The 25,900-nt window shown below is 72.0% G+C and carries 20 protein-coding genes; 11 read left to right on the top strand and 9 right to left on the bottom strand.

What is annotated here, in order from left to right; all coding sequences use genetic code 11:
* Positions 1 to 6: 6 nt before the first annotated feature.
* From ASG32_RS30440 to ASG32_RS30425, 4 genes are all read right to left on the bottom strand, one after another.
* Complete coding sequence (locus ASG32_RS30440) at positions 7 to 540, bottom strand: MucR family transcriptional regulator (RefSeq protein ID WP_026605062.1); 534 nt, start codon at positions 538 to 540, stop codon at positions 7 to 9.
* 391 nt (positions 541 to 931) lie between these two features.
* Positions 932 to 2,152: an ABC transporter permease gene (locus ASG32_RS30435; RefSeq protein ID WP_056533675.1), complete on the bottom strand. Its 1,221-nt coding sequence runs from the start codon at positions 2,150 to 2,152 to the stop codon at positions 932 to 934.
* Positions 2,153 to 2,249: 97 nt separating this feature from the next.
* On the bottom strand, positions 2,250 to 2,744 hold the full coding sequence (locus ASG32_RS30430) for a DUF4112 domain-containing protein (protein WP_056533673.1): 495 nt from the start codon (positions 2,742 to 2,744) through the stop codon (positions 2,250 to 2,252).
* Between the two features lie 141 nt (positions 2,745 to 2,885).
* Positions 2,886 to 4,055, bottom strand: a complete 1,170-nt coding sequence (locus ASG32_RS30425; protein WP_199866182.1) for an aminotransferase — start codon at positions 4,053 to 4,055, stop codon at positions 2,886 to 2,888.
* A 366-nt stretch (positions 4,056 to 4,421) separates the two neighbouring features.
* Here ASG32_RS30425 and ASG32_RS33605 point away from each other — a divergent pair, with 366 nt between their 5' ends.
* The 5 genes from ASG32_RS33605 (at position 4,422) to ASG32_RS30405 (ending at position 14,642) form a co-directional block, all read left to right on the top strand.
* Positions 4,422 to 4,598, top strand: coding sequence for a hypothetical protein (locus ASG32_RS33605; protein ID WP_199866181.1), 177 nt, complete (start codon positions 4,422 to 4,424; stop codon positions 4,596 to 4,598).
* 298 nt (positions 4,599 to 4,896) lie between these two features.
* On the top strand, positions 4,897 to 6,303 hold the full coding sequence (locus ASG32_RS30420; RefSeq protein ID WP_056533671.1) for an MdtA/MuxA family multidrug efflux RND transporter periplasmic adaptor subunit: 1,407 nt from the start codon (positions 4,897 to 4,899) through the stop codon (positions 6,301 to 6,303).
* A 64-nt stretch (positions 6,304 to 6,367) separates the two neighbouring features.
* Positions 6,368 to 9,493: an MdtB/MuxB family multidrug efflux RND transporter permease subunit gene (locus tag ASG32_RS30415; RefSeq protein WP_056533669.1), complete on the top strand. Its 3,126-nt coding sequence runs from the start codon at positions 6,368 to 6,370 to the stop codon at positions 9,491 to 9,493.
* Entirely contained in the window at positions 9,490 to 12,957 is a 3,468-nt protein-coding gene (locus ASG32_RS30410; RefSeq protein ID WP_020094027.1) for an efflux RND transporter permease subunit, read from the top strand. The genes ASG32_RS30415 and ASG32_RS30410 overlap by 4 nt, the downstream gene beginning before the upstream one ends.
* A 170-nt stretch (positions 12,958 to 13,127) precedes the next feature.
* A complete protein-coding gene (locus ASG32_RS30405; protein WP_082558117.1) occupies positions 13,128 to 14,642 on the top strand; it encodes an efflux transporter outer membrane subunit in 1,515 nt (504 codons plus the stop codon).
* A 53-nt stretch (positions 14,643 to 14,695) separates the two neighbouring features.
* On the opposite strand, the gene dmeF is transcribed toward ASG32_RS30405, so the two are convergent.
* Positions 14,696 to 15,673 (bottom strand): CDF family Co(II)/Ni(II) efflux transporter DmeF, encoded by a 978-nt coding sequence (dmeF, locus tag ASG32_RS30400; RefSeq protein WP_056533667.1) that lies wholly within the window; start codon positions 15,671 to 15,673, stop codon positions 14,696 to 14,698.
* A gap of 116 nt (positions 15,674 to 15,789) precedes the next feature.
* On the opposite strand from dmeF, the gene zwf reads away from it, so the two are divergent.
* The gene (gene zwf / locus ASG32_RS30395; protein WP_056533665.1) at positions 15,790 to 17,316 is read left to right on the top strand and encodes a glucose-6-phosphate dehydrogenase; all 1,527 of its coding nucleotides are present in this window, start codon (positions 15,790 to 15,792) and stop codon (positions 17,314 to 17,316) included.
* Positions 17,317 to 17,480: 164 nt separating this feature from the next.
* On the opposite strand, the gene ASG32_RS30390 is transcribed toward zwf, so the two are convergent.
* From ASG32_RS30390 to ASG32_RS30380, 3 genes are all read right to left on the bottom strand, one after another.
* Complete coding sequence (locus ASG32_RS30390; RefSeq protein ID WP_056533663.1) at positions 17,481 to 18,446, bottom strand: homoserine kinase; 966 nt, start codon at positions 18,444 to 18,446, stop codon at positions 17,481 to 17,483.
* 117 nt (positions 18,447 to 18,563) lie between these two features.
* A complete protein-coding gene (gene ispH, locus ASG32_RS30385; protein WP_056533661.1) occupies positions 18,564 to 19,565 on the bottom strand; it encodes a 4-hydroxy-3-methylbut-2-enyl diphosphate reductase in 1,002 nt (333 codons plus the stop codon).
* A gap of 136 nt (positions 19,566 to 19,701) precedes the next feature.
* A complete protein-coding gene (locus tag ASG32_RS30380) occupies positions 19,702 to 20,562 on the bottom strand; it encodes an NlpC/P60 family protein (protein ID WP_056533659.1) in 861 nt (286 codons plus the stop codon).
* Positions 20,563 to 20,907: 345 nt separating this feature from the next.
* Between ASG32_RS30380 and ASG32_RS30375 the strand changes: the two genes are divergently transcribed.
* Positions 20,908 to 21,240 carry a hypothetical protein gene (locus tag ASG32_RS30375; RefSeq protein WP_020094034.1) on the top strand — a complete coding sequence of 111 codons (333 nt, stop codon included), beginning with the start codon at positions 20,908 to 20,910 and terminating at the stop codon, positions 21,238 to 21,240.
* A gap of 61 nt (positions 21,241 to 21,301) precedes the next feature.
* On the opposite strand, the gene ASG32_RS30370 is transcribed toward ASG32_RS30375, so the two are convergent.
* On the bottom strand, positions 21,302 to 22,012 hold the full coding sequence (locus ASG32_RS30370; protein WP_056533658.1) for an MgtC/SapB family protein: 711 nt from the start codon (positions 22,010 to 22,012) through the stop codon (positions 21,302 to 21,304).
* A 245-nt stretch (positions 22,013 to 22,257) separates the two neighbouring features.
* Here ASG32_RS30370 and ASG32_RS30365 point away from each other — a divergent pair, with 245 nt between their 5' ends.
* The 4 genes from ASG32_RS30365 (at position 22,258) to ASG32_RS30350 (ending at position 25,891) form a co-directional block, all read left to right on the top strand.
* Complete coding sequence (locus ASG32_RS30365; RefSeq protein ID WP_056533656.1) at positions 22,258 to 23,295, top strand: MoxR family ATPase; 1,038 nt, start codon at positions 22,258 to 22,260, stop codon at positions 23,293 to 23,295.
* A 146-nt stretch (positions 23,296 to 23,441) separates the two neighbouring features.
* Positions 23,442 to 24,311 (top strand): DUF58 domain-containing protein, encoded by an 870-nt coding sequence (locus tag ASG32_RS30360; protein ID WP_199866180.1) that lies wholly within the window; start codon positions 23,442 to 23,444, stop codon positions 24,309 to 24,311.
* Between the two features lie 51 nt (positions 24,312 to 24,362).
* On the top strand, positions 24,363 to 24,860 hold the full coding sequence (locus tag ASG32_RS30355; RefSeq protein WP_056533654.1) for a DUF4381 family protein: 498 nt from the start codon (positions 24,363 to 24,365) through the stop codon (positions 24,858 to 24,860).
* 8 nt (positions 24,861 to 24,868) lie between these two features.
* Entirely contained in the window at positions 24,869 to 25,891 is a 1,023-nt protein-coding gene (locus ASG32_RS30350) for a VWA domain-containing protein (protein WP_026605067.1), read from the top strand.
* Positions 25,892 to 25,900: the final 9 nt, after the last annotated feature.

Below are 25,900 nucleotides of genomic sequence, written 5' to 3'. Positions count from 1 at the left end.
CCGCGCTCAGGCGGCCTCGACCTTGCGGCTCGCCCGGGTCTTGGTCGCGGCGGTCTTGCGGCGACCGGAGGCAGGGGCGGAGGCGGCAGCCTCCTCCTCGGCGGCGGCCTTGTCGGACGCCGGGGACCGGCCCGGCTGGCCGAGGCCGAGGCTCTTGGCGAGCGCCGAGCGCTGCGCCGAGTAGTTCGCCGAAGTGGTCGGGTAATCGGCCGGCAGGCCGTAGCGCTCGCGGTAGGTCTGCGGATCGAGACCGTGCTTGGTCAGGTGACGCTTCAGCGTCTTGTACGACTTCCCGTCGATGAAGCTGACCAGCCCGTCGGGGCGGATCGACTTGCGGATCTGGGCGGGCGTCGGCCGCTCGACGCTCTCGGTCGCCGGAGCGACGGGGCCGGCCCCGATCGTGTTCAGCGCCTCGTGGATGCTCGCGATCAGGGCCGGCAATTCGGCCGAGGGCAGCGAGTTGTTGGAAACGTAGGCCGCGACGACGTCCACGGTCCGCTCGATGAAATCCAATTGCGATGTCGGCGCAGCTTCTGACATTCTCTCGTTCCTCGGCACAAATGCCTGATGGGATCCCCACTTTTCGCGAGTTAAGTCAGCGTCCGAAAAATGCAAGCCGCGCCATACAATTATCTGTGATGAGACCGAAGTCTAACTCTGCATCACGCGGCGAGGCTTACAGGGTATGGTTGCATTGGCGCCACTTAATGGACACTTCTGAGAGGCTTTATCGGTGTCCGCCCGGCGAATGCTAGTCGCTTCCTCGAAGCGGGTTTTCGCAACCGGCAGAGACCTTTACCCCCGGGTCAGGGGCCGGCTCTAGACGGTCGTATACGATTGCCGCCCGGTCGTGCGGGCACAATGCGCAATCTTCGTACAGTTGTGCGAGCGCGGGGCGAGGCCCTGCGTCATTTTCGCAACCCGCGCGGCCTCAGGCGAAAGTCTTGCGCGGATCGAAGGCGTCCCGCACGGCCTCGCCGGCGAAGACGAGCAGGCTCAACATCACGGCGATGACCAGGAAACCGGTCAATCCGAGCCACGGCGCGGTCAGATTGTCCTTGCCCTGCGCGAGAAGCTCTCCGAGGGACGGCGAGCCCGGCGGCAGGCCGAAGCCGAGGAAGTCGAGCGAGGTCAGGGTGGTGATCGAGCCGTTCAGGATGAACGGCAGGAAGGTCAGCGTCGCCACCATGGCGTTCGGCAGCAGGTGGACCGTCATGATCCGGATATTCGACAGTCCCAGCGCCCGGGCCGCCCGGACATACTCGAAGTTCCGCGCTCGCAGGAACTCGGCGCGCACCACGCTCACCAGCGCGACCCAGGAAAACAGCAGCATGATCCCGAGCAGGACGAAGAAGCCCGGGGCGATGAAGGCCGAGATGATGATGATCAGGTAGAGGGTCGGGATGCCGCCCCAGACCTCGATGAAGCGCTGGAAGGCGAGATCGACCCAGCCGCCGAAATAGCCCTGCACGGCCCCCGCGATGACCCCGATCACCGACGAGACCGCGGCCAGGATCAGACCGAACAGGACCGAGATGCGGAAGCCGTAGATCACCCGCGCCAGCACGTCCCGCGTGGTGTTGTCGGTGCCGAGCCAGTGCTGGGGAATGTCCGCGCAGGTCGAGCCGCCGAGCTTCTCGGCGACGGGCTTGCACTGCGCGTCCGTGAGCATCCAGGTCGGCGGCGACGGCGAGGGCGTCGGCAGGTCCTCGTTGATCGTGTCGTACGCGTACGGGATCGGCGGCCACAGCGCCCAGCCGTTCGCCGCGATCTCCCGGCGGATCTCGGGGGAGCGGTAGTCGGTCGTGGCGAGGAAGCCGCCGAACTTCTCCTCCGGATAGTCGACCAGGACCGGGACCAGCCACTCGCCCTTGTAGGACATCACGATCGGGCGGTCGTTGGCGATGAACTCCGCGAACAGGCTGAGCACGAACAGGACCGTGAAGATCACGAACGATCCGTAGCCGAGCCGGTTGCGGCGGAAATTGTCGAGGCGGCGCCGGTTGATCGGCGACAGCCGGGCGCGCCGGCCGGCGGCCCCGGGCAGGACCGGCGGCGGCGCGCCCTCGTCCGGCCGCAGGACCAGCGGCTGGGCGCCGGGCATCGGCGCGGGCACGACCTCGCTGTCGCCGGGACGCGTGACCTCGTTCATCCGTGCTGCCTCCCGAGCCGCGTCGCGCGCGCGCCGGCCGCCCCGATATCCGGGCGGCCCCGCGACCGGTCGGCCGCGGGACGGAGGCCGGGAACGCTCAGCCGTCGAGCCGGGTCGCGGTGCCGTCGATCTCGGTGGGACGCAGGTTGCCGCTGCGCTCCAGCCAGCGGCGCAGCAGCCGGACGTTGCGGCGGTTGGCCTTGAAGGCGGCGTCGAACAGGTCGCCTGCCACCGGCACGGCGCCGATCAGCCCGTCGAAGGCCACGTTCAGGCCCATCCGGGCCACAAGCCAGCGCGGCGCCCCGAGGCGCTTCGCCTCGTAGACGATGAAGGACGAGATCACCATGCCGGCCAGGTCGCCGATCACCGGCACGAGGCCGATCAGCGCGTCGAACCCGACCCGCCGGTTGATGCCCGGGATGACGAAGGCGGTGTCCATCAGGTGGGCCAGCGTCTCCAGCCGGGCGAGGCTCGCCTCCCGTCCGAGATCCGCCGACAGGTAGGGGGGCCGGGGGCCGGCGCGGGTCTCGCCTCCGGGGAAGGTCTCGGCACGGGCGAAACGCCCGGCCTGGGCAGCCTGGGTGAAGTCCATGGTCGGGATCCGTCGGGAAGCCATCGTCCCCAACGATGTGGCCCCCCGCCCGGATCCCCGCAAGGACGGCGCCCGCTCGGCGCGTGCGGTCCGCCGTGATGCCCGTCGTGCTGCCCGTCATGCCGACCCTCGAGCCGACCCTCATGCCCCGGCCCCCGGGAGCCCGCGCATGCGGTCGAGCGCCGCATCCAGGGTGGCGTCGTCCTTGGCGAAGCAGAGCCGGACGAGGCCGCGCACGGAGGCGTCCGGGTAGAAGGCGCTCACGGGGATCGCCGCGACGCCGTGACGGGTGACGAGGGCCTCGCAGAAGGCCACGTCGTCGGCGTGGCCGCGGGCGGCGATGTCGATGTTGAGGAACCACGTGGCCCGGGCCGGCAGCACGGTGAAGCCGAGCCCGCGCAAGCCGTCCGCGAGCCGGTCGCGGGACCGGGCGTAGCCGGCGCGCATCGCCTCGAACCACGGGGCCGGCTTGCCCAGCCCGTAGGCCACCGCCTCCTGGAGGTTCGGGGGCGTGGTGAAGGTCAGGAACTGGTGCGCCTTGGCGAGCCCGCGCATCAGCCGGGCATCGGCCATCACGAAGCCGACCTTCCAGCCGGTGAGGGAGAAGATCTTGCCGGCCGAGCCGATCTTGACGGTCCGCTCCCGCATCCCGGGCAGCGCCATCAGCGGCCGGTGGCGCGCGCCGTCGAACACCACGTGCTCCCAGACCTCGTCGCAGAGGGCGGTCACGTCGAAGCGCTGGCAGTAGCGGGCGAGCAGGTCGAGGTCCTCGGGCGCGAACAGGGTGGCGCTCGGGTTGAGGGGGTTGTTCAGCACCACGACCCGGGTCCGCGCCCCGAAAGCCTCCGCGAGCGCGGCCTCGTCGAGGCGGAAGTCCGGGGGCCGGAGCGCCACGACCCGCGGCACGCCGCCCGCCCGCCGGACCAGGGGCAAATAGGCGTCGTACATGGGCGCGAACAGCACGACCTCGTCGCCGGGCTCGATCAGCGCCAGGAGCGCGCCGGCCAGGGCCTCGGTCGCCCCGGAGGTGACCATCACCTCGGTCTCCGGGTCGAGGACGAGGCCCTGGTGCTGCGCGTAATGGGCGGCGACCGCCTCGCGCAGGGCCGGCAGGCCCATCATCGGCGGGTACTGGTTCCAGCCGTCCAGGAGCGCCCGCGCGCCCCGCTCGCGGACATCCGCCGGCCCGGCATCGTCCGGGAATCCCTGGCCGAGATTGATCGCACCGTGGACCCGCGCGAGACGCGACATGGTCTCGAACACGGTCGTGGGCAGCGCGTCGAAGACGGGGTTGATGACGGCGGACCTCATGCGGCGCGGCACGGGGTACGGCACGCGGCGCCGGGCATCGAGAAAGTCGGCATGGCGGGTCTCGGCATCGCCGGCCTGTAACATGGCCGTCGCGCGTTGCGGAATGTGCGCGGTCGCACAGACCCGGTCTCCGGCGCACCGGGGCCTGCTGACGAATGTTGACATTCATCACCCGTCTCTTAGGTTCGGATCACGGCCGGAGCGGCGCACACGCCGACGGAGCTTCGCCCCCTCGCCCCGTCGGCGGGGCGCCGCTCCGGTCCCCAGAAGGGCCATCGACTTGCGGGTCGGTGGCCCTTTCGGCATGTCCGGACGCGGCCGCACCCGCTCACGCCCCGCTCGCTGGGTCGGCCACCGGATACGACGATGCGGCCCTCCTCACGCGCGTTCCTCGGCTGCCTGGTGCTGGCGCTGCTGATCGGCGGCCTCGGACTCGGCCTGCGCCGCGCCGTGGCCGTCACCCCGGTCGATCCCGCGTTCCGGGCGGTGCTGCGCGCTTATGCGGTACCGGACGCGTCCGGCGGGCCCCAGCAACAAGAGTGAAACGTCGCCGCCCTAGTGACGGCGCATTGGCCGGGCACCGGTGGAGGGCGCCGCGAGGTGCGCGAGCGGCGCGGCCGCGGGTGTCCATGACGCCGCGGTAAGGAGCCGTTCGGGGCCCGGACAGCTTTATGGGCTTACGCTCCCGTACACGGGATCGGAGTCGTCGGGTCCCGCGGGACCGGGCGGCTTCAGGACGGGCTTCCGGGACGCGGCGTTCCGGGGGCGGCATGGGGGCTTAGACAGCGAGGGATAGGGTGCCGCCGGTCGCGCAGACGACCGTCCTGTGCTCTAGTCAGGCATGAACGAGAGTTCACCGATCCGGACCGACACGGCCCGCGCCTACCAGCCCGGCGAGGCGCCCGCGCGCGAGGTCCGGACGCGGCGCTTCCGCCCGATCCGCTGGCTCGTGATCCTGGTGCTGCTCGCCGGCGCCGGGGCGATCGGCCACCGCTGGTACGAGGCCCGCACCGGCAAGGGCGCCGAGCCGGCGACGGCGCATCACACCGGCGGCCACGGCGGCCGGCGCGGCGGGGCCGACATGCCGCAGGCGGTGGGCATCGCCAGCGCCACGACCGGCGACATGCCGGTGGTGCTGCAGGGCCTCGGCACCGTGACGCCGCTCGCCACCGTGACGGTGAAGTCGCAGATCAGCGGCTACCTCACGCAGGTGCAGTTCCGGGAGGGCCAGACCGTGAAGGCGGGCGATGAGCTCGCCCGGATCGATTCCCGCCCCTACGAGGCGCTGCTCGCGCAGTACCAGGGCCAGCTCGCCCGCGACCAGGCGCTGCTTCAGAACTCGAAGCTCGACCTGCAGCGCTACCAGACGCTGAACCGCCAGGACTCGATCTCGAAGCAGAACGTCGACACGCAGGCCGCCCTGGTGAAGCAGAACGAGGGCACGGTCGCGGCCGACCAAGCGCTCGTCGACCAGCAGAAGCTCAACATCGCCTACACGCACATCGTCTCGCCGGTGGACGGCCGCGTCGGCCTGCGCCAGGTCGACCAGGGCAACTACATCTCGGCCGCCTCCACGGCGATCGTGGTGGTGACCCAGCTCCACCCGATCTCGGTGGTGTTCACCCTGCCGGAGGACGACGTGTCGCGGGTGATGCGGCAAGTGCGGGCGGGCGCGAAGCTCACCGTGCGGGCCTACGACCGCGGCGACGCCCACGAGATCGCCACCGGCCGCCTCGACACGGTCGACAACCAGATCGACACGACCACCGGCACGGTGAAGCTGCGCGCGCTGTTCGACAATTCCGACGAGGAGCTGTTCCCGAACCAGTTCGTCAACGCCAAGCTGACCGTCGACACGGTGCGGGGCGCGACGCTGGTGCCGAATTCCAGCCTGCTCCAGGGCACGCCCGGCACCTACGTCTACCTGATGGACGGGGACAGCAAGGTCACGGTCCGGCCGATCAAGACCGGCGAGACTGACGGGACCCACACGGTGGTGGTCTCCGGGCTGAACCCGGGTGACCGCGTCGTCACGGACGGCACCGACCGGCTGAAGGACGGCGCGCCGGTGCGCATCACCGAGGGCGCGCCGGCGGCCGCCGGCGACGGCAAGGCCGCGGCGGCGAAGCCGGACGGCAAGGCTGACGGCAAGGGGGAGGTGAAGCCCGCCGCGCCGGCCGACGCGGCGACGGATTCCCAAGGGACAGCGGAGGGCGGTCGTCGGCACCGGCGCCGTCAGGCGCAGTGAGGACAACTCTGGCGCGACGCTCCCTCTCCCCCCTCCGCGGGGGAAGGGATAACGGGAGCGCGTCATGAACCCGTCCCGCCTGTTCATCCTGCGGCCGGTGGCCACGACGCTGCTGATGCTGGCGATCCTGATCGTCGGCGGCGTGTCGTACCTGAACCTGCCGGTCTCGGCGCTGCCGGCGGTCGATTACCCGACGATCCAGGTCCAGACCTTCTATCCCGGCGCCAGCCCCGAGGTGATGACCTCCTCGGTGACGGCGCCGCTGGAGCGGCAGTTCGGCCAGCTCGCCAACCTCAACCAGATGACCTCGCAATCCTCGGCGGGCGCCTCGGTCATCACCCTGCAGTTCAGCCTGGACCTGCCGCTGGACATCGCCGAGCAGCAGGTCCAGGCGGCGATCAACGCCGCCGGCAACCTCCTGCCCTCCGACCTGCCGGCGCCGCCGATCTACGCGAAGGTCAACCCGGCCGACGCGCCGGTCCTGACGCTGGCGCTGACCTCCAAGACCCTGCCGCTCACCCAGGTTCGGGATCTGGCGGAGTCGCGCCTCGCGCAGAAGATCAGCCAGGTGGCGGGCGTCGGCCTCGTGAGCATCTCGGGCGGCCAGCGCCCGGCCGTGCGGGTGCGGTTCAACGCGCGGGCGCTCGCCGCCTACGGGCTCAACATCGACGACCTGCGCACCACCATCACCAACCTCAACGTCAACACGCCGAAGGGCACGATCGACGGGCCGAAGCAGTCCTACGCGATCAACGCCAACGACCAGATCCGCGACCCGAAGGCCTACGACGCGGCGATCATCGCCTACCGCAACGGCGCCCCGGTGATGCTCTCGGAGGTGGCCGACGTGGTCGAGGGGCCGGAGAACACCAAGCTCGGCGCCTGGGCGGACGCGACGCCGGCGGTGATCCTGAACATCCAGCGCCAGCCCGGCGCCAACGTCATCGCGACCGTCGACAAGATCAAGTCGCTGCTGCCGCAGCTCCAGGCGAGCCTGCCGGCCGCCGTCGCGGTGGCGCCGCTCACCGACCGGACCACCACGATCCGCGCCTCCGTGGAGGACGTGCAGTTCGAGCTCGGCCTCGCCATCGCGCTCGTGGTGCTGGTGATCTTCCTGTTCCTGCGCAGCCTGTCGGCGACCCTGATCCCGAGCCTGTCGGTGCCGCTGTCGCTGGTCGGCGCCCTGTCGGTCATGGACCTCTACGGCTTCTCCCTCGACAACCTGTCGCTGATGGCGCTCACCATCGCCACCGGCTTCGTGGTCGACGACGCCATCGTGGTGATCGAGAACATCGCCCGGCACGTGGAGGCCGGCGACTCGCCCCTGGAGGCGGCGCTCAAGGGCTCCCGCGAGATCGGCTTCACCATCATCTCGCTGACCGTCTCGCTGATCGCCGTGCTGATCCCGCTCCTGTTCATGGGCGACGTGGTCGGGCGGCTGTTCCACGAATTCGCCATCACGCTGGCGGCCACGATCATCATCTCGGCGGTGGTCTCGCTGACGCTGGTGCCGATGCTGTGCGCGCGGCTCCTGAAGCACGTCCCGGAAGCCGGCCACCGCCGCCGGGAGGGCGTCCTCTCCCGCCTGGGCCGGCGCGCCATCGACGGCACGATCGAGTCCTACGGCCGCTCCCTGCGGGTCGTCCTCAACCACCAGGGCCTGACGCTGCTGGTGGCGCTCGGCACGCTCGGGCTCACGATCTACCTGTTCGCGGTGATCCCGAAGGGCTTCTTCCCCGTGCAGGACACGGGCGTGATCCAGGGCATCACCCAGGCCGACCAGTCGGTCTCCTACGCCGCCATGGCCGAGCGCCAGCAGCGGATGGCCGAGATCGTCCTCAAGGACCCGGACGTGGCGAGCCTGTCGTCGTTCATCGGGGTCGACGGCCAGAACGTCACGCTCAATTCCGGCCGGATGCTGATCAACCTGAAGCCCCGGGACGCGCGCACCGCGACGGCGAGCGCGATCATCCGGCGGATCTCGGCGGCCACCGCGAACCAGCCCGGCATGCGGCTCTACATGCAGCCGGTCCAGGACCTGACGATCGACACCGCGGTCTCGGCGACCCAGTACCAAGTGATCCTGGAGAGCCCGAACATCGACGATTTCGAGACCTGGGTGCCGCGCTTCACCGAGGCGCTGGCGAAGTCGCCCGTGGTCACCGACGTGGCGAGCGACCACCAGGGCCAGGGGCTCGCCGCCTACGTGACGATCGACCGGCCCACCGCCGGCCGCTACGGCATCACCCCGGCCACCATCGACAATGCCCTCTACGACGCCTTCGGCCAGCGGATCATCTCGACGATCTTCACCCAGTCCAACCAGTACCGGGTGATCCTGGAGGCCGACCCGAAGCTGCACACGACGCTCCGCAGCCTCGACGCGATCTACCTGCCCTCCTCCACGGCGACCAACGGGCAGGTGCCGCTCTCGGCGGTCGCGCGGATCAGCGAGCGGCGGGCGCCGCTGCTGATCTCCCATCTCGGCCAGTTCCCGGCCACCACCGTGTCGTTCAACCTCGCCCCCGGCGCGGCGCTGGGGCAGGCGGTCGAGGCGATCGACAAGGTCAAGGCCGAGATCGGCCTGCCGCCCTCGTTCCGGGTGGTGCCGCAGGGCTCGGTCTTCGCTTTCCAGTCGGCGCTCGGCAACGAGCTGTTCCTGGTCCTGGCGGCGATCGTGACCGTCTACATCGTGCTGGGCGTGCTCTACGAGAGCTTCATCCACCCGATCACGATCCTCTCGACCCTGCCGTCGGCGGGGATCGGGGCGCTGCTCGGCCTGATGCTGTTCGGCCTGTCGCTCGACATCATCGCGGTGATCGGCATCGTGCTGCTGATCGGCATCGTGAAGAAGAACGCCATCATGATGATCGACTTCGCGCTCCAGGCGGAGCGCGAGGACGGGCTCGAGCCCCGCGAGGCGATCTTCCAGGCCTGCCTGCTGCGCTTCCGGCCGATCCTGATGACGACGCTGGCGGCGCTCTTCGCCGCGGTGCCGCTGATCCTCGGCACCGGCGTCGGCTCCGAGCTGCGCCAGCCGCTCGGCATCTGCATCGCGGGCGGCCTGATCGTCAGCCAGGTGCTGACGCTGTTCACCACGCCGGTGATCTACCTGGCCTTCGACCGGCTGGAGCGGCGGATCTCGGGGCGGCGGGGGCCGGATCTCGCGCCCGGCGAGGCGCTGCCGTGAACATCTCCGAGCCGTTCATCCGGCGGCCGGTGGCGACCACGCTGCTCACGATCGGCGTGCTGCTCGCCGGGCTGTTCGCCTTCCTGAAGCTGCCGGTGGCGCCGCTGCCGCAGATCGACTTCCCGGTGATCCTCGTCCAGGCCCAGATGGCTGGCGCCTCGCCCGACACCATGGCCACCACCGTGGCGGCGCCCCTGGAGCGGCGGCTCGGCGCCATCGCGGACGTCAACGAGATGACGTCCACGAACTCCCTTGGCTCGACCCGGATCGTGCTGCTGTTCGGCCTCAACCGCGACATCGACGGCGCGGCCCGCGACGTCCAGGCCGCCATCAACGCGGCGCGCGCCGACCTGCCCGCCTCGCTCCGGCAGAACCCGACCTACCGGAAGTTCAACCCCGCCGACACGCCGATCATCATCCTCGGCATGACCTCGGAGACGCTGACCCGCGGCCAGGTCTACGATTCCGCCGCCACCGTGGTGCAGCAGAAGCTGTCGCAGCTGCCGGGCGTCGGCAACGTCGATATCGGCGGCTCGTCCCTGCCGGCGGTGCGGGTCGAGCTCGATCCCACGGCCCTGTTCAACTACGGCATCGGCCTCGAGGGCATCCGGGCCGCGCTCGCCTCCGCGAACGCGAACTCGCCCAAGGGCGAGATCGACGCGGGCGACCGCCGCTACCAGCTCTACGCCAACGACCAAGGCCGCAAGGCCGCCGATTACCGCGACATCATCGTGGCCTACCGCAACGGCGCCGCGGTGAAGCTCACCGATGTCGGGCAGGTGCTCGACGGGGTCGAGGACAAGCGCAACCTCGGCATCGTCAACGGCAAGCCGGGCGTGCTGCTGTTCGTCTACAAGCAGCCCGGCGCCAACGTGGTCGAGACCATCAACGCCGTGAAGGAGGCGCTGCCGCAGATCACCGCCTCCCTGCCCGGCGGCATCGACATCAAGCTCACCGGCGATCGCAGCGCCACGATCCGCGCCTCCCTCGCGGCCACCGAGGAGACGCTGCTGGTGGCGGTCGGCCTCGTCATCCTGGTGGTGTACGGCTTCCTGCGCTCCTGGCGGGCCACGCTGATCCCGGCGGTCGCCGTGCCGATCTCGATCGTCGGCACCTTCTCGGCGATGTATCTGCTCGGCTACTCGCTCAACATCCTGTCGCTGACCGCGCTGATCATCGGCACCGGCTTCGTGGTCGACGACGCCATCGTGGTGCTGGAGAACGTCCAGCGGCACATCGAGGAGGGCAAGCCCCGGCTCCAGGCGGCGCTGATCGGCGCGCGGGAGGTCGGGTTCACGGTGATCTCGATGAGCCTGTCACTCATCGCGGTGTTCCTGCCGATCCTGCTGATGGGCGGCCTCGTCGGCCGCATCTTCCAGGAATTTTCGGTGACGCTGTCGCTGTCGATCCTGATTTCCTTGGTGCTCTCGCTCACGACCACGCCGATGATGTGTGCCCGGCTGCTCCGGGCCGAGGGGCATGGTCCCAATGGCGAACCGCCGGCCGGCCGCCGGCCGAACCTGCTGATCCGGATTTTGGAGGGCGGCTTCGCCCGGCTGCTCGGGGCCTACGCGCGGACGCTGGAGGTGGCGCTCGCCCATCCGCGCCTCGTCCTGCTTAGCCTGCTCGCCACGGTCGGGCTCAACGTCTACCTCTACATCATCGTCCCGAAGGGCTTCTTCCCCGAGCAGGATACCGGGCAAATGATGGGCGGCATCCAGGCCGACCAGCGCATCTCGTTCCAGTCGATGGAGAAGAAGCTCACGCAGGCGACCGCGATCGTCGGGGCGGATCCGGCGGTCGAGAGCGTCGTCGGCTTCACGGGTGGCCGCGGCACCAACTCGGCCAACGTCTTCGTCGGCCTGAAGCCGCTCAACGAGCGGGCGCCGATCTCGGCCGTGATGGCGCGGCTGCGGCCGAAGCTCGCGCAGGTCGCGGGCGCGCGCCTCTACGTCTTCCCCCGCCAGGACCTGCAGATGGGCGGCCGCCAGAGCTTCGCCCAGTACCAGTACACCCTCCAGGGCGACACGGCCGAGGAGCTGTTCGCTGCCGCCCCGAAGCTGGTGGCGGCCCTGCAGAAGGACCCGACCTTCGCGGACGTGACCTCGGACCAGCAGGAGGGCGGGCTGGAGAGCCGGGTCGTGATCGACCGGGCGACCGCGTTCCGCTACGGCATCACGCCGAACAAGATCGACAACACCCTCTACGACGCCTTCGGCCAGCGCCAGGTCTCGACGATCTACAACCCGCTGAACCAGTACCACGTCGTGATGGAGATCGCGCCGCGCTACCTGGAAACGCCGGAGACGCTCAAGCAGATCTACGTCTCGACCTCGGGCGGCAACGCGCCGGGCTCGGCCACCACCAACGCGGTCGCTGGCACGGTGGCGGCGGGCGGGACCGTCAACACCAACGCGGCGACCGGCACCAGCAGCCCGGGCAGCGGGTCGTCGGCGAGCGCCGCGACCGGCGTCGCCACGGGCTCCGGCGCCGTCGGCGGCTCGGGCACCGCGGGCGCCGTCGCGGCGGCGGCGGCCGCCGCCTCCGCCAGCACGGCCGACACCGCCTCGAACGCCGCCGCCATCGCGTCCGACTCGGCCCGCAACGCCTCCGCCAACGCCATTGCGGCGAGCAAGGGCGGCGCCTCGTCGAGCGCGCCGGTCTCGGCCGCCAAGGAGACGATGGTGCCGCTCTCGGCCTTCGCGCGGATCGAGCCCGGCAGCGCCCCCGTGCAGGTGAGCCACCAGGGCCTGTTCGTGGCGACCACGATCTCGTTCAACCTCGCCCCGGGCAAGAGCCTGTCGGACGCCACCGACGCCATCGACCGGGCCATGGCCTCCCTGCAGCTGCCCGCCACGATCCACGGCGAGTATGCCGGCGCGGCCAAGAACTACGTCGCCTCCGCGTCGCGCCAGCCGCTGCTGATCCTGGCGGCGATCCTGGCGGTCTACGCGGTGCTGGGAATCCTCTACGAGAGCTTCGTGCACCCGCTGACGATCCTCTCGACCCTGCCCTCGGCCGGCGTCGGCGCGGTGCTGGCCCTGCTGGTGACGGGCACCGACTTCACCATCATCGCGCTGATCGCGGTGTTCCTGCTCATCGGCATCGTGAAGAAGAACGCGATCATGATGATCGACGTGGCGATCGACGCGGAGCGGACCCGGGCCGCAAATCCCGTGGACGCGATCCGCGAGGCCTGTCTCCTGCGCTTCCGGCCGATCATGATGACGACGCTGGCCGCCATGCTCGGCGCCGTGCCGCTGATCCTGGCCAACGGCGAGGGCGCGGAGCTGCGCCGCCCGCTGGGCATCGCCATCGTCGGCGGGCTGATTGTGAGCCAGATCCTGACCCTCTACACCACCCCCGTCGTCTACCTCACCCTCGATCGCCTCCGGCACAGGGTGCTCAACCGGCGCAGGCGCGGCGGGCGGAGCGGAGAAGCGGCGCTGCCGGCCGGAGAGTGATGGTTAAGGTTTCACGTGAAACAGCGGCGGCCGCGATCGCGCGCGGGGGTTCCTCCAACCCACCTCCTCATCCTGAGGTACTGCGCAGCATCCTCGAAGGAGGGCTCCAGCCAGGCGCGCGATTCCTGGAGGGCTCCTTCGAGGCCTCCGCTACGCTCCGGCACCTCAGGATGAGGTTCAGGGTGGGCGGTGCGCTTTTTACCCACCAACGGCTCCGCACCCTCGCATCCCTCCTCCTCGCCGCCCCGCTCCTCGCCGGCTGCGTGGTCGGCCCGGACTACACCCGGCCCTCCGTGGAGACGCCGCTGGCCTACAAGCAGGGCGGTGTCCGGGAGGACAGCCCGGCCTACGTCGCGGCGCGGAAGAAGGGCTGGCGCGAGGCCCGGCCCAGCGACGCGGTCGAGCGCGGCGACTGGTGGCGGGTGTTCAAGGACCCGACCCTCGACCGGCTGATCCGCCTCGTCGACGTCGACAACCAGTCCCTCCGGCAGGCGGTGGCGAATTACCGGCAAGCCCGGGCGCTGGTCGCCTCCGCGCAGGCAGCCCTGTACCCGACGGTGATCGGCGCGCCGAGCATCACCCGGACCGGCAGCGGCACCGCCACGCGCACCAACGTGGCGCTGCTGGGCCAGGCGAGTTGGGAGCTCGACCTGTTCGGCGGCACGCGCCGCACCATCGAGAGCGAGGCGGCCCTGGCGCAGTCCGACGCCGCCACGATCGCGCTCACCCGCCTGAGCATCCAGGCGGAGATCGCGGCCGACTACCTGACCGTGCGCTACGCCGATTCCCTCCAGAAGGTGCTCGACGAGAACGTCGAGAACTTCAAGAGGACCCTGGCGATCACCGAGAACCAGTACGCCGCCGGCGTCGCGGCGCGCTCCGACGTGATCACCGCGCAGACCCAGGTCCAGACCATCCAGGCCCAGGCCATCGCGGTGCGCCTGACCCGGGTGCAGTTCGTCAACGCCATCGCCACCCTGATCGGGCGGCCCCCCTCCGAGGTGTCGATCCCGGTATCCGGCATCCCCCGCAGCCCGCCGGGCGTGCCGGTGGGCATCCCCGGCGACCTGCTGGAGCGGCGGCCCGACGTGGCCCAGGCCGAGCGCCTCGTCCAGGCGCAGAGCGAGCGCATCGGCGTGGCGGTGGCGGCCTTCTTCCCGACCGTGACGATCTCGGCCCAGGGCGGCATCTCGGGGGCGACCCGCAACGGCCTGCTCTCGGCGGCCAACCAGGTCTGGTCGGTGGCGGCCTCCGGCAGCGAGGTGCTGTTCGACGGCGGCGCCCGCACCGCGGCGCTGCGCTCGGCCGAGGCCGGCTACGACGCGGCGGTGGCCAATTACCGGCAGGTGGTGCTGGCCGCCTTCGCGGAGGTCGAGAACCAGATGGCGGCTTTGCGCATCCTCGGCCAGCAGCAGGGGGCGCAGGACACCGCCGTGGACCTGTCGCGCAGGGCCGTGGAGATCACCCTCAACGAGTACCGGGCCGGCACCCAGAACTTCACCACGGTGGTGACCGCGCAGAACCTGCTCGTGAACAACGAGGTCAACGCCCTTCAGGTGCGACTGAACCGCTTCACCGCGGCGGTCACGCTGATCCGGGCGCTCGGCGGCGGCTGGGACGTGCGCGCCCTGCCGAGCGATTCCGAGCTGAAGGGCCCGAGCCTTCCGATCGACCGGGGCGGCTAGGCGGTCCGCCCCGACGAGTAGCGGCCGCCGGGCCGAGCGCCCGCGCGGGACCTTCAGGCCGCCGCGGCGTGCCTCCCGCAGGGCTGGACCTCGACGGTGACGTGGCTCAGGCCCTTCACCCCGGCGAGGCGCGCCTTGTAGTGGGCGGGCGGCTGCGGATCGTCGCTGACGAGGGCGATCACGGCGGCCCGGTGGCCCGGCCCGATCTGCCAGAGATGCAGGTCGCTGACCCGGTCGCCGCCGATCTCCAGGCGCTCCCGGATCTCCCGGGTGGCCGCCGGCGAGGGCCGCGCGTCGAGGAGCACGAGGGCGGCCGTCCGCAGCAGGCTCCACGACCACGCCAGGATCACGGCGGTGCCGACGAGGCCCATGGCCGGGTCGAGCCAAGCGAGGCCAAGATAGCGCCCGCCGAGCAGCGCCACGATGGCCAGGACCGACGTCAGCGTGTCGGCCAGGACGTGGACGTAGGCGGCCCGGAAGTTCGTGTCGTGGCCGCCGTGGCCGCCGTGCGCGTGGCCGCCGTGATGATGGCCGCCGTGCGCGTGGCCGTGATCCTCGTGGCCGTGGCCGTCGTGGCCGTCGTGCAGCAGCCAGACGCTCGCGAGGTTCACGGCGAGCCCCAGGACCGCGATCGGGATCGCCTGACCGAAGCCGATCGCCACCGGGTGCAGCAGCCGGTCGAGGCTCTCGGCGCCGATCAGCAGGGCGATCAGGCCGAGCAGCAGCGCGCTGGCGAAGGCCGCGAGGTCGCCGAACTTGCCGGTGCCGAAGCTGAAGCGGGGATCGTCCGCGTGGCGGCGGGCGAAGTGGTAGGCGAGCGCCGCGATGCCCAGGGCCGCCGCGTGGGTCGACATGTGCCAGCCGTCGGCGACCAGCGCCATCGAGCCGAGCCACGTGCCGCCGGCGACCTCCGCCACCATCGTGACGGCCGTGAGCGCGACCACCGCCCAGGTCCGGCGGGCGTGCCGATCGTGCCGGTCGCCCAGGAAGACGTGGCTGTGGGCCCAGGGCTCGAGGGAATGGGTATGCATGCGGGGTTCCTTGATCCTAGCCTCGGCGCAGCATAGCCCAAGGGGCACCGGAACGGGCCTCGCCGCGGCGGGTTGTCAGGCCGGTTTGGTGCAGTGCAGCCACACGGGAGTCAGGGATGGCCGAGCCGACGACAGCCCTCAAGGACACGGCAGCCTGCGGCACGCAGCCGGCGCCGCCCTGCACGCTGGTGATCTTCGGGGCCGGCGGCGACCTCACCAAGCGCCTGCTGATGCCCTCGCTCTACAACCTCGCCGGCGCCGGCCTGCTGTCCGAGGGCTTCTCGATCCTCGGCATCGATCACAATGACGGGACGGACGAATCGCTCCGCGAGAATCTCACCCAGACCCTGGAGGCGTTCAGCAAGGACCCGACCTCGGAGTTCCACGCCGACCACATCGACCCGAAGAGCTGGGGCTTCATCCGGGATCGGCTCCACTACCTCAAGGGCGATTTCGAGAAGCCCGAGACCTACGCGGCCGTGAAGCAGCGGGTCACCGGCAGCGCGGTGTTCTACTGCGCGGTGGCGGCGCGCTTCTTCGGGACGATCGTGGACGGGCTCGGCCAGGCCGGCCTGCTCAAGCAGGAGGGCGACACCTTCCGCCGCGTGGTCATCGAGAAGCCGTTCGGCTCCGATCTCGCCTCGGCCCGAGAGCTGAACGCCCGCATCCTCCGCCAGGGCGACGAGAGCCAGTTCTACCGGATCGACCACTTCCTGGGTAAGGAGACCGTGCAGTCGATCATGGCGTTCCGCTTCGCCAACGGCCTGCTGGAGCCGGTCTGGCGGCGGGAATACATCGACAGCATCCAGATCACGGCGGCCGAGACCGTGGGCGTCGAGGAGCGGGGCGGCTTCTACGAGCCGACCGGGGCGCTGCGCGACATGGTGCCGAACCACATGTTCCAGCTGCTCTGCATGGTCGCCATGGAGCCGCCGAACTCCTTCGACGCGGAGGCCGTGCGCACCGAGAAGGCCAAGCTCGCCGAGGCCGTGAAGCCGATCCCGCCTGAGGACGCGGTGCGCGGCCAGTACACGGCCGGCACCTCGGAGGGGCGCGACGTGCCCGCCTACCGGGACGAGCCGCACGTGGCGAAGGACTCGGTCACCGAGACCTACATCGCCCTGAAGCTCAACATCGAGAACTGGCGCTGGGCCGGCGTGCCGTTCTACGTCCGCACCGGCAAGCGCATGACCGGGCGGCGCACCGAGATCGCGGTGCTGTTCAAGCCGGCGCCGTTCAAGATGTTCGAGGACACCCCCACGGCCGACCTCGCGCCCACCGTGATGCGGATCCAGATCGATCCCGATCACGGGGTCAGCACCGAGTTCAACGTCAAGGTGCCGGGACCGCAGATGAAGATCGGCCGGGTGCGCTCCGGCTTCCGCTACAAGGACTTCTTCGCCGACCGGCCGAATGTCGGCTACGAGACGCTTCTCTACGATTGCATGACCGGCGACGCGACGCTGTTCCAGCGCGCCGACAACATCGAGGCCGGCTGGGCGGCGGTCGATCTGCTGCTCGAGGGCTGGCCGCAGGCGGAGGTGAAGTTCTATCCCGCGGGCAGCGCCGGCCCGGCGGAGGCCGACGCGCTCCTCGCCCGCGACGGGCGCCACTGGCTGGGACTGGACGGCGAGACCGACTGAACGGTCCGACCCGGGGCGCGCGAACGCTGCTCAGCGCCACCGCCGGGATCTCCGCGCGGTTGTTGACGGTGTGGGCTTCGCCCCCCGACAGCGCCTCGCGGGTGCCGCCGAAGAATCGGGATCACGCCCCAAGCCGCCCGGTCCCGTCGGCGCTCACCGGCCCCTCAGTGCGGCCGCCCGTAATCCCGGGCGTCCCGCGCCTGCCGGTGGTAGGTGAGCCGGCGATCGAATTCCCGCGGATCCTTCGGCTTCACCAGGGCGCCCGCGGGCACGTTCAGCCAGTCGACCAGCCGGGTGAGCATGAAGCGGAGCGCGGCGCCCCGGCACAGGACCGGCAGGGCGGCGACCTCGGCGGCCTCCAGGGGCCGCACGGCCTCGTAGCCGGCGATCAGCGCGGCGGCCATGTCCCGGTGGAAGGTGCCGTCGGGGTCGAAGCACCACGCGTTCAGGCAGACCGCGAGGTCGTACGCGAAGGCGTCCGTGCAGGCGAAGTAGAAGTCGATCAGGCCCGACAGCGCGTCGCCGATGAAGAACACGTTGTCGGTGAACAGGTCCGCGTGGATGACGCCGCCCGGCAGGTCGCGAGGCCAGTGCGCCTCCAGGACGGCGAGGTCCTCCCAGGTGCGCGCCGCGAGGCCGGGCTCGACCGAATCGGCCTGGGCCTCGGCCTGCGCGAAGAGCGGGCGCCACGCGGACACCGAGAGATTGTTGTCCCGCACCATCGGGAAGTCCCGGCCGGCGGCGTGCAGCTCCGCGAGGGCCCGGCCGAGTTCCCGGCAATGCTCGACGCCCGGCGCCTTGACCGAGACGCCCTCCAGGAAGCTCACGATGGCGGCGGGCCGGCCGCAGAGCTGGCCGAGGGCCTGGCCGGCCCGGTCGCGCACGGGCTGCGGACAGGCGAGGCCGCGGGCCGAGAGGTGCTCCATCAGCCCGATGAAGAACGGCAGGTCCTGTTCCCGGACGCGCTTCTCGTAGAGCGTCAGGATGTAGGCGCCCTCGGTCGTGTGCAGGAAGAAGTTCGAGTTCTCGACGCCCTCCGCGATGCCCTTGAAGGAGAGCAGGCTGCCGATCGCGTAGGCGGACAGGAACTCGGCGAGCGCCGCGTCGGATACCTCGGTGTAGACGGCCACGTGTCTGCGCTCTGATGTCGGAAGTTCGATACGGCAAGGGGCGCCGAAGCGCCCCCGCACAAAGCCTGCCGCGCCCCGAGCCTGAAGCGTCGGACCCGCGCTGTCGGACCGGACCGCCTACTCGGCGGCCTCGCTGCGCAGCTCCCGCGGCAGCGGGAAGACCATGTCCTCGATCACCGTCGAGACCGTGTCGACGATCACGTCGTAGCGGGCCGCGAAGGCGTCGATGATCTCCTCGACCAGGACCTCGGGGGCCGAGGCGCCGGCGGTGAGGCCGAGCTTGCGGATTCCCTCGAAGGCCGGCCAGTCGATCTCCTCGGCGCGGAGCACGAGGCGGGTGATCGGGCAGCCGACGCGCTCGGCGACCTCGCGCAGGCGCTGCGAGTTCGACGAGTTCGACGAGCCGACCACGATCAGGGCGTCGACCAGCGGCGCCACCTGCTTCACCGCCTCCTGGCGGTTGGTGGTGGCGTAGCAGATGTCGTCCTTGTGCGGCCCGGTGATGTTCGGGAACTTCTTCTTCAGGGCCTCGACGATGTGCCGGGTGTCGTCCACCGACAGGGTCGTCTGGGTGACCCAGGCGAGGTTGTCGGGATTGTCCGGGGTCAGGGCCGCGATCTGCTCGAGATCCTCCACGAGGGTGATCGAGCCCTTGGGCAGCTGGCCCATCGTGCCCACCACCTCGGGATGGCCGGAATGGCCGACCAGCAGGACGTGGCGGCCGCGCTTGTGGTGGATCTCGGCCTCGCGGTGGACCTTGGTCACCAGCGGGCAGGTGGCGTCGATCGTCGTCAGCCCGCGCGAATCAGCGTTGGCCGGGACGGTCTTGGCCACGCCGTGGGCGGAGAAGATCACCGGGGCGCCGCCGTCCGGCACCTCGTCGAGCTCGCGGACGAAAACGGCGCCCTTCCGCTTCAGGCTCTCCACGACGTACTTGTTGTGCACGATCTCGTGGCGGACGTAGACGGGCGGCCCGTAGATGGCGAGCGCCCGCTCCACGACGTCGATGGCCCGCACCACGCCGGCGCAGAAGCCGCGCGGGGCGCAGAGCAGGATCTCCAGCGGCGGCTTGCCGGCGGTGCCCGGGACGGGCTCGGGGGTCGCGATATCGGCGGTCATGCGGGGGATGTGGCGAGGGCGGGGCTGTCCTGTCAACAGGACTGGCCCAGGAACCGGGCGGGAAGAGGGAAGCGGACCCGCTCCGTGGCCCCTCTGTAGCACGATTGCCGCGGGAATGGGACCCGCGCCGGCTCCCTCAGAGCCGCCGGATCCCCGTCACGGCGCCGAAGCTGTGCGCCGCGATGCGGGCGACCGCCCCGGCGAGCGGCTCCGCGGCGACCGCCATGTGGTGGCCGTTGGCGTGGATCAGCGTCTCGGGATCGACCATCAGCCCGACATGGCCGCGCCAGAAGACGAAGTCGCCCCGGCGCAGGCCCGCGACCTCCGGGCGCGCGGGGTCGAACGTCAGCGCCTGCCCGAGGGCCCGCTCCTGCATGTCGGCGTCGCGCGGGCAGGGCAGCCCCGCCGCGTCGAGGCAGAGCTGCACGAGGCCGGAGCAGTCGAGCCCGAGGCTGGTGCGGCCGCCCCAGAGATAGGGGGTCCCGGCGAGCCGCGCGGCCGTCGCGGCGTAGTCCGGCTCGCGCGCGTCGACGGGCGCGCAGTGGCGGGCGAACACGTAGCCGCCCGGCGTCTCCAGGTAGGCGCCCGCCTCCCCCGTCGCGGCGAGGCGTGCGCCGAGGCTGAGATGGCCGAGGACCGGCCGCTTCAGGTCCGGCTCGGGATACAGGAAGGTGCGCAGGGCGGTGACGCGGTGCGTCGGCTCCGGATCGGCCGGACCGAGGCTTTCGGCCGGCAGGTAGCCGACGTAGCCGTCGCGGGCGAGCTGCACGAAGGCGAAGCCGTCCGCCGTGTCGTAGAGGTCGACCGCGTCGCCCAGCAGCGCCTCGGTGTCGAGCGCCGCGTCGGCGGCGGGCGCGCGGCGCAGCGGCGCCGACGGCGATGTCACCCGCCGCGGCGTGCCGGCAACGTAGCGCGCCGCCGCGACGCGGTCCCGCAGGCGGAGATCGGCGACGTGCGGCCGGGCCGGGGTCAGCCGGGGATCGAGGCTCTCGGTCATCCGCGGACCCTACCACGCCGGGCTGAAGCGCAGGTAAGCGCGGGCTCGCCGGACTGCGCCACTATGACGCATCGGGGCGCGTTTCCGAAGTTGGGCAGAAAGCACTGGCCCGCGGGACGCCCGAAACTCCGGCAGATCGGACACCGGATGCCCGAAGCGGCCCGAGCCTGCCCAAGCGCGCGGCAGCCGGCCTCACAGCCGCGCCACTGCGCGTCTGCTCCGCGTCTCCCCCGCGCTATCCGCCGGCGAGACATGTGCGGGAGGCGCCCATCACACGTTTTTGATGCACTGCACAACCTGTCCGGAAGGCGCTATGTCTGGTGCATGAAGACTGCGAGTCGCCCCGTGAAGAAGACGCAGAAGAGCTTCGCCGACCTGCCACCGATCCGCGTCCGCCGCGAGCCGCCCACCGTGAGCGAGGCGGTCGCCGCCGCGCAGGACCTCGCGGACGACGTGGAGCAGCAGGTCGAGATCGCCGCCGGCCTGATGGGCCTGCCGGCCGACGAGGTCCGCCCCCACGTCCTGGCGGCCAAGAAGGCCAAGCCGGAGCGCACCCCCGAGCGGATCCTGACCCAGGCGAGCCCGAGCCGGGCCCCGCGCACCGTGGTGGTGGAGCGCCGCACGCGCCCGACCGTGGTGATCGAGCGCCGCAGCCGGCCCCTCGACCCGCGTCGCTGACGGCCCGGGTCACCCGCCGGAGGGCGGCCCTCGGGATCGCCGCCCCGCCCGCGCGCCGCGCTCAGTCGGCGGTCTGCACCGACCACGTGGCGTGGCGGATGCCGGGCATGCGGGCCAGCTCGTTGGTCACGGCGTCGAGTTCCTCCGCCTTGACGGCGCTGGCCGTGAGCGTCGCCACCACGTCGACCGCGCTCTCGCCGCGCTCCTCGATCTCGACGCTGCCGACCGGGTAGTTCGCCGCCTCCAGGCGCTCCACCAGCAGGTCCTGCGCCGGCCCGGCCTCGCCGGGCGCCGTGGTGACCTGGACCTCGTAGGTCGCCTCGGTGGCGGATTCGCGGATCGGCGCGCGGTTGATGGCGTTCACCAGCGGCCGGAGCGCGGTGTTGCAGGCGAGCACCGTCACCATCACGAACACCGCCTCCAGGGGCAGGTCGGCGCCGCAGAAGGCCCCGACCGCGGCCGAGCACCACAGGGTCGCGGCCGTGTTGAGGCCGCGGACGTTCATCCCCTCCTTCATGATCACGCCGGCGCCGAGGAAGCCGATGCCGGAGATCACGTAGGCCACGGTCCGGACGCCCCCGTCCGGACCGGTCAGACGCATGCCGAGATCCACGAAGGCGCTCGCCCCGACCGCGACCAGCACCGCCGTGCGCAGGCCCGCGGTGCGCTGCCGGTACTGCCGCTCGGCCCCGATGATCGTGCCCAGCACGAAGGCCACGAGCAGGCCGATCGCGGATTTCAGTTCTTCGGGGAGGGCGGCGTAGCTGGTCATCCGGCGTCTCATGGGAGCGGAGAGGTGACGGAACCGTGACACCATGGCCCGGCCGGGACCGGAAAGCGTGTCCGAAGCGGGATTGACGGCCGCACCGGGCAGCGGGCACACCGGCAAGAGCCTGAGGATCCCTTAAGAATCCGGGACCCGGCCGAGGAGACGTGCAGGATGCAGCACACGGCCCAGGACAAGGCCCGGGACATGGCCCGACGGGCGGATCCGCTCCGCACCGGATCGTTCTCCGCATGAGCGGCGCCACGAGCGGCGCCCTCGCCGAACGCAGGCCCGACACCGCGCCCGACACCGGGCCCAGCAGCACGCCCGACGCCGCCCTGCACGGCCGCGTCATGGCGCTGCGCGAGGGGCTCGAGCGCGGCCTGATCGGCAGCGCCGGCCTCGTGGAGCGCCTGCTGATCGGGCTCCTCACCGGCGGGCACCTGCTGATCGAGGGCGCGCCGGGGCTCGCCAAGACCCGCGCGGTCAAGCGCCTCGCCGACGGCCTCGACGGCTCCTTCGCGCGCATCCAGTGCACCCCGGACCTGATGCCGGCCGACCTCACCGGCACCACCGTCTGGCGCCAGGACAGCGGAACGTTCGAGTTCCTGCCCGGCCCCCTGTTCCACGCCCTCGTGCTGGTGGACGAGGTCAACCGCGCCCCTCCGAAGGTGCAGTCGGCGCTGCTCGAATCCATGGCCGAGGGGCAGGTGACGGTCTCGGGGACGACCCACCGCCTGTCCGACCCGTTCATGGTCGTGGCGACCCAGAACCCGATCGAGCATGCCGGCACCTTCCCGCTGCCGGAGGCGCAGCTCGACCGCTTCCTCCTCCACGTCGTGGTCGACATGCCCGACGAGACCACCGAGCGGGCGATCCTCGACCTCGTGGAGGGCGAGATCACCCACCACGTCGACGCGATGACCGTCCGGCTGTCGCTGGCGGACGTGCGCGCCGCTCGGGAGGCGGCGCTCGCCACCTACGTGTCGCCGGCCCTCAAGGACTACCTCGTCCGGCTGGTGGCGGCGACCCGCACCGACGCGGCCGCCCCGGACCTGCGCGCCATGATCGAGCACCCGGCCTCCCCGCGCGGCACCCTGGCGCTGATGATGGCCGGCAAGGCCCGGGCCTGGCTGCGGGGGCGCGACCACGTCACGCCCGAGGACGTCGCGGAGCTGGCCCGCGACGCCCTCTCCCACCGGATCGGCCTGACTTGGCGGGCGGCCGCCGAGGGCCGGACGGCGCGCGGCCTCGTCGGCGAGCTGGTGCAGCGGGTGCGGGCGCTCTGACGGTGTTCGGGTTCGGGCAGGCGCGCCGCAGATCCCCTCTCCCCGCCGCGGGGGCGGTCGGCCCGACCGCTGGGGGCCCCTTCCCCGCCCGGGAGGCGGGGCGAGACCGCGCCGAGCACGGCATCCACCTCTCGGGCGAGGCCCTGATGGGCCTGCGCCACCTCGCCCGGCGGGGCTCCGCGCCCGCCACCCGGACGCTGGCGGGCCTGCCGGGCGGCATCGTCACCCGGCGCCGCGGGCGCGGGTCGGAGCCGGAGGACGTCCGCCTCTGGTCCGAGGGCGACGACCGCCGCTTCATCGACCGCAACGCCACGGCCCGCACCGGGCAGCTGCACGTCCGCACCCACCACGACGAGCGCGACCGCGCCGTGGTGCTGCTCGCCGATTTCCGGCCCGGGATGCTGTTCGGCACCCGCCGGGCCCTGCGCTCGGTGGCGGGCGCCGAGGCTCTGGCGCTGCTCGGCTGGCGGATCGCCGCCGACGGCGGCCGGGTCGGCCTCGCGGTCGCCGCGGCCGGCGCGCCGACCGTGCTGCGGCCGGCGGGCGGCGAGCGCGCCATGATCGCGGTCACCGGCGCCCTCGCCCAGGCCCACACCGACGCCTTGAAGGCCGAATCCGGCGCGCCGGCCCGCGCGGAGCCGCCGCTGGAGGCGACGCTCGCCCTCGCCCGCAGCCTGCTGCCGGCCGGCGGCCACCTCGTCATCGCCAGCGCCCTGGACGATCCCGGCCCGGGCTTCGACGAGCTCCTGACCCTGCTCGCCGAGCGGATCGCCATCCGGCTGATCCTGGTGAGCGACGCCTTCGAGCGCGCCCGGCCGCCGGGCTACTACCCCTTCGCCCTCGCGGACGGCCGCCGCGGGACCGCGCTGCCGACCGCGGGAGGACAGGCGGACGCGTCCGCCGAGGCCCGGCTCGCCGACTACGCCCGCCGCGGCATCGCGGGCGTGCGCCTCGACGTCGAGACCGGCCCGGAGGCCTACGCGCCGCTCATGGAGCGCCTCGATGCCGTGCTGTGAGGCCGGACCCGGCGGCGCGATCCCCGGCGACCTGATCCGCGGCGCGACCCGATGAATCCCGTCGCGCCCGCCGAGATCCCCCTGTCCCTCGACCAGCTCCGGGGCCTGCACCTGCCCGGAGGCGCCGCCGGCGCCGTGCAGGGCGAGGTCGTGGCCGCGGCCGCCCTGGGCTTCCTCGCCGCCCTGCTGGTCGGGCTCGTGCGCTACGCGCGCGGCCGGGCGCGGGCCACCCTGCGCCGGGCGGCGCTCGCCGAGCTCGCCCGGAGCCGGGGCCTCGACCCGGAGGCGCGCCTCGTCGCACAGGCCCGGCTGCTGCGCCGACTCGACCGATCCCTCGACCGGTCCCTCGACCAGTCCGGCGAGGCAGGAACCGGGACCCGGGCGACGGGCCCGGACTGGGCGGCCCGGCTGGACGGGCTGTTCCGGACCGACTTCTTCACCCGGGGCGCCGGCCGGGTGCTCGCCGACGGGCTGTACCGGCGACAGGATCCCGACCTCGACGCCCTGGACGCCGAGCTCGCCCGCCTGATCGGGCGGCTGCGGGCATGAGCGGATTCCTGCCCGCGTGGCTCAGCGCGCTCCTGTCGGCCTTCGACCTCGCCGCGCCCTGGGCGCTGCTGGCGCTGCCCCTGCCGCTGCTGGCCGCGCGCCTGATCCCGGCGGAGCCGGAGGGCGGCAGCGGCGCCCTGCGCGTGCCCGCCACCCTGGTGGCCGGCGCGCGCGCCGGCGCCGACCGCGCGGCCCGCGGGCGCCGGCGGGCCCTGCTCACCTGGACGCTGTGGATCGCCCTGGTGGCGGCGCTGTCGGGCCCGCGCCTCGTCATGCCGGCGGCCGCCCTCCCGGCCTCGGGCCGCGAGATCATGATCGCCATGGACCTGTCGGGCTCGATGGAGCGGCGCGACTTCGCCCTCGACGGCGAGACCGTGAACCGGCTCACCGCGGTCAAGCGCGTCGGCACCGACTTCATCCGGCGCCGGGCCGGGGATCGGATCGGCCTCGTGATCTTCGCCGACCAGGCCTACGTGGCGGCGGCGCCGAGCTTCGACACCGCGGCGGTCGCCCGGGCGCTGGACGAGGCCACGATCGGCATCAGCGGCCGCTCAACCGGCATCGGCGACGGCCTCGGGCTCGCCCTGCGCCGGCTGGACCCGCGGGACGCCGGGGGCGACGCCGCCGGGGCCAGGCCGGGCGAGAAGGCCGCGAAGGCCGTGATCCTGCTGTCGGACGGCGCCAACAATGCCGGCCAGACCGCCCCCAAGGACGTGGCCGAGCTCGCCAAGGAACTCGGCATCAAGGTCTACACGATCGCCCTGGGGCCCCGCGACATGGCCGACGCCGACGGCGAGCAGGACGTGGTCGACACCGAGACCCTGCGCGACATGGCGCGGGCGAGCGGCGGCGAGGCGTTCCGGGTGCGCACCACCGAGGATCTGGTCCGGGTCGCCGACGCCATCGACCGGCTGGAGGGCGGACGCGCCCTCGCCCCGCCCCTGCCGCTCCGCCGGGACCTCTGGCCCTGGCCGGCCGCCCTGGCTTTCCTCAGCGCCGCGCTCCTGCTGGCCAGCCGGAGGGGCGCGTGATGGTACGAT

Origin of the sequence: Methylobacterium sp. Leaf361 (assembly GCF_001424445.1) — a bacterium.
In the GTDB taxonomy this organism is placed as follows: Bacteria; Pseudomonadota; Alphaproteobacteria; order Rhizobiales; family Beijerinckiaceae; genus Methylobacterium.
Note: the sequence above shows the minus strand (reverse complement) of the source record. Positions and strands in the feature narration are given on the sequence as shown.

Coding starts and splice junctions, on each gene's coding strand:
- ASG32_RS30440 (WP_026605062.1), bottom strand. CDS start 540: ATGTCAGAAGCTGCGCCGACATCGCAATTGGATTTCATCGAGCGGACC.
- ASG32_RS30435 (WP_056533675.1), bottom strand. CDS start 2,152: ATGAACGAGGTCACGCGTCCCGGCGACAGCGAGGTCGTGCCCGCGCCG.
- ASG32_RS30430 (WP_056533673.1), bottom strand. CDS start 2,744: ATGGACTTCACCCAGGCTGCCCAGGCCGGGCGTTTCGCCCGTGCCGAG.
- ASG32_RS30425 (WP_199866182.1), bottom strand. CDS start 4,055: ATGAGGTCCGCCGTCATCAACCCCGTCTTCGACGCGCTGCCCACGACC.
- ASG32_RS33605 (WP_199866181.1), top strand. CDS start 4,422: ATGCGGCCCTCCTCACGCGCGTTCCTCGGCTGCCTGGTGCTGGCGCTG.
- ASG32_RS30420 (WP_056533671.1), top strand. CDS start 4,897: ATGAACGAGAGTTCACCGATCCGGACCGACACGGCCCGCGCCTACCAG.
- ASG32_RS30415 (WP_056533669.1), top strand. CDS start 6,368: ATGAACCCGTCCCGCCTGTTCATCCTGCGGCCGGTGGCCACGACGCTG.
- ASG32_RS30405 (WP_082558117.1), top strand. CDS start 13,128: ATGAGGTTCAGGGTGGGCGGTGCGCTTTTTACCCACCAACGGCTCCGC.
- dmeF (WP_056533667.1), bottom strand. CDS start 15,673: ATGCATACCCATTCCCTCGAGCCCTGGGCCCACAGCCACGTCTTCCTG.
- zwf (WP_056533665.1), top strand. CDS start 15,790: ATGGCCGAGCCGACGACAGCCCTCAAGGACACGGCAGCCTGCGGCACG.
- ispH (WP_056533661.1), bottom strand. CDS start 19,565: ATGACCGCCGATATCGCGACCCCCGAGCCCGTCCCGGGCACCGCCGGC.
- ASG32_RS30380 (WP_056533659.1), bottom strand. CDS start 20,562: ATGACCGAGAGCCTCGATCCCCGGCTGACCCCGGCCCGGCCGCACGTC.
- ASG32_RS30370 (WP_056533658.1), bottom strand. CDS start 22,012: ATGACCAGCTACGCCGCCCTCCCCGAAGAACTGAAATCCGCGATCGGC.
- ASG32_RS30365 (WP_056533656.1), top strand. CDS start 22,258: ATGAGCGGCGCCACGAGCGGCGCCCTCGCCGAACGCAGGCCCGACACC.
- ASG32_RS30360 (WP_199866180.1), top strand. CDS start 23,442: ATGGGCCTGCGCCACCTCGCCCGGCGGGGCTCCGCGCCCGCCACCCGG.
- ASG32_RS30355 (WP_056533654.1), top strand. CDS start 24,363: ATGAATCCCGTCGCGCCCGCCGAGATCCCCCTGTCCCTCGACCAGCTC.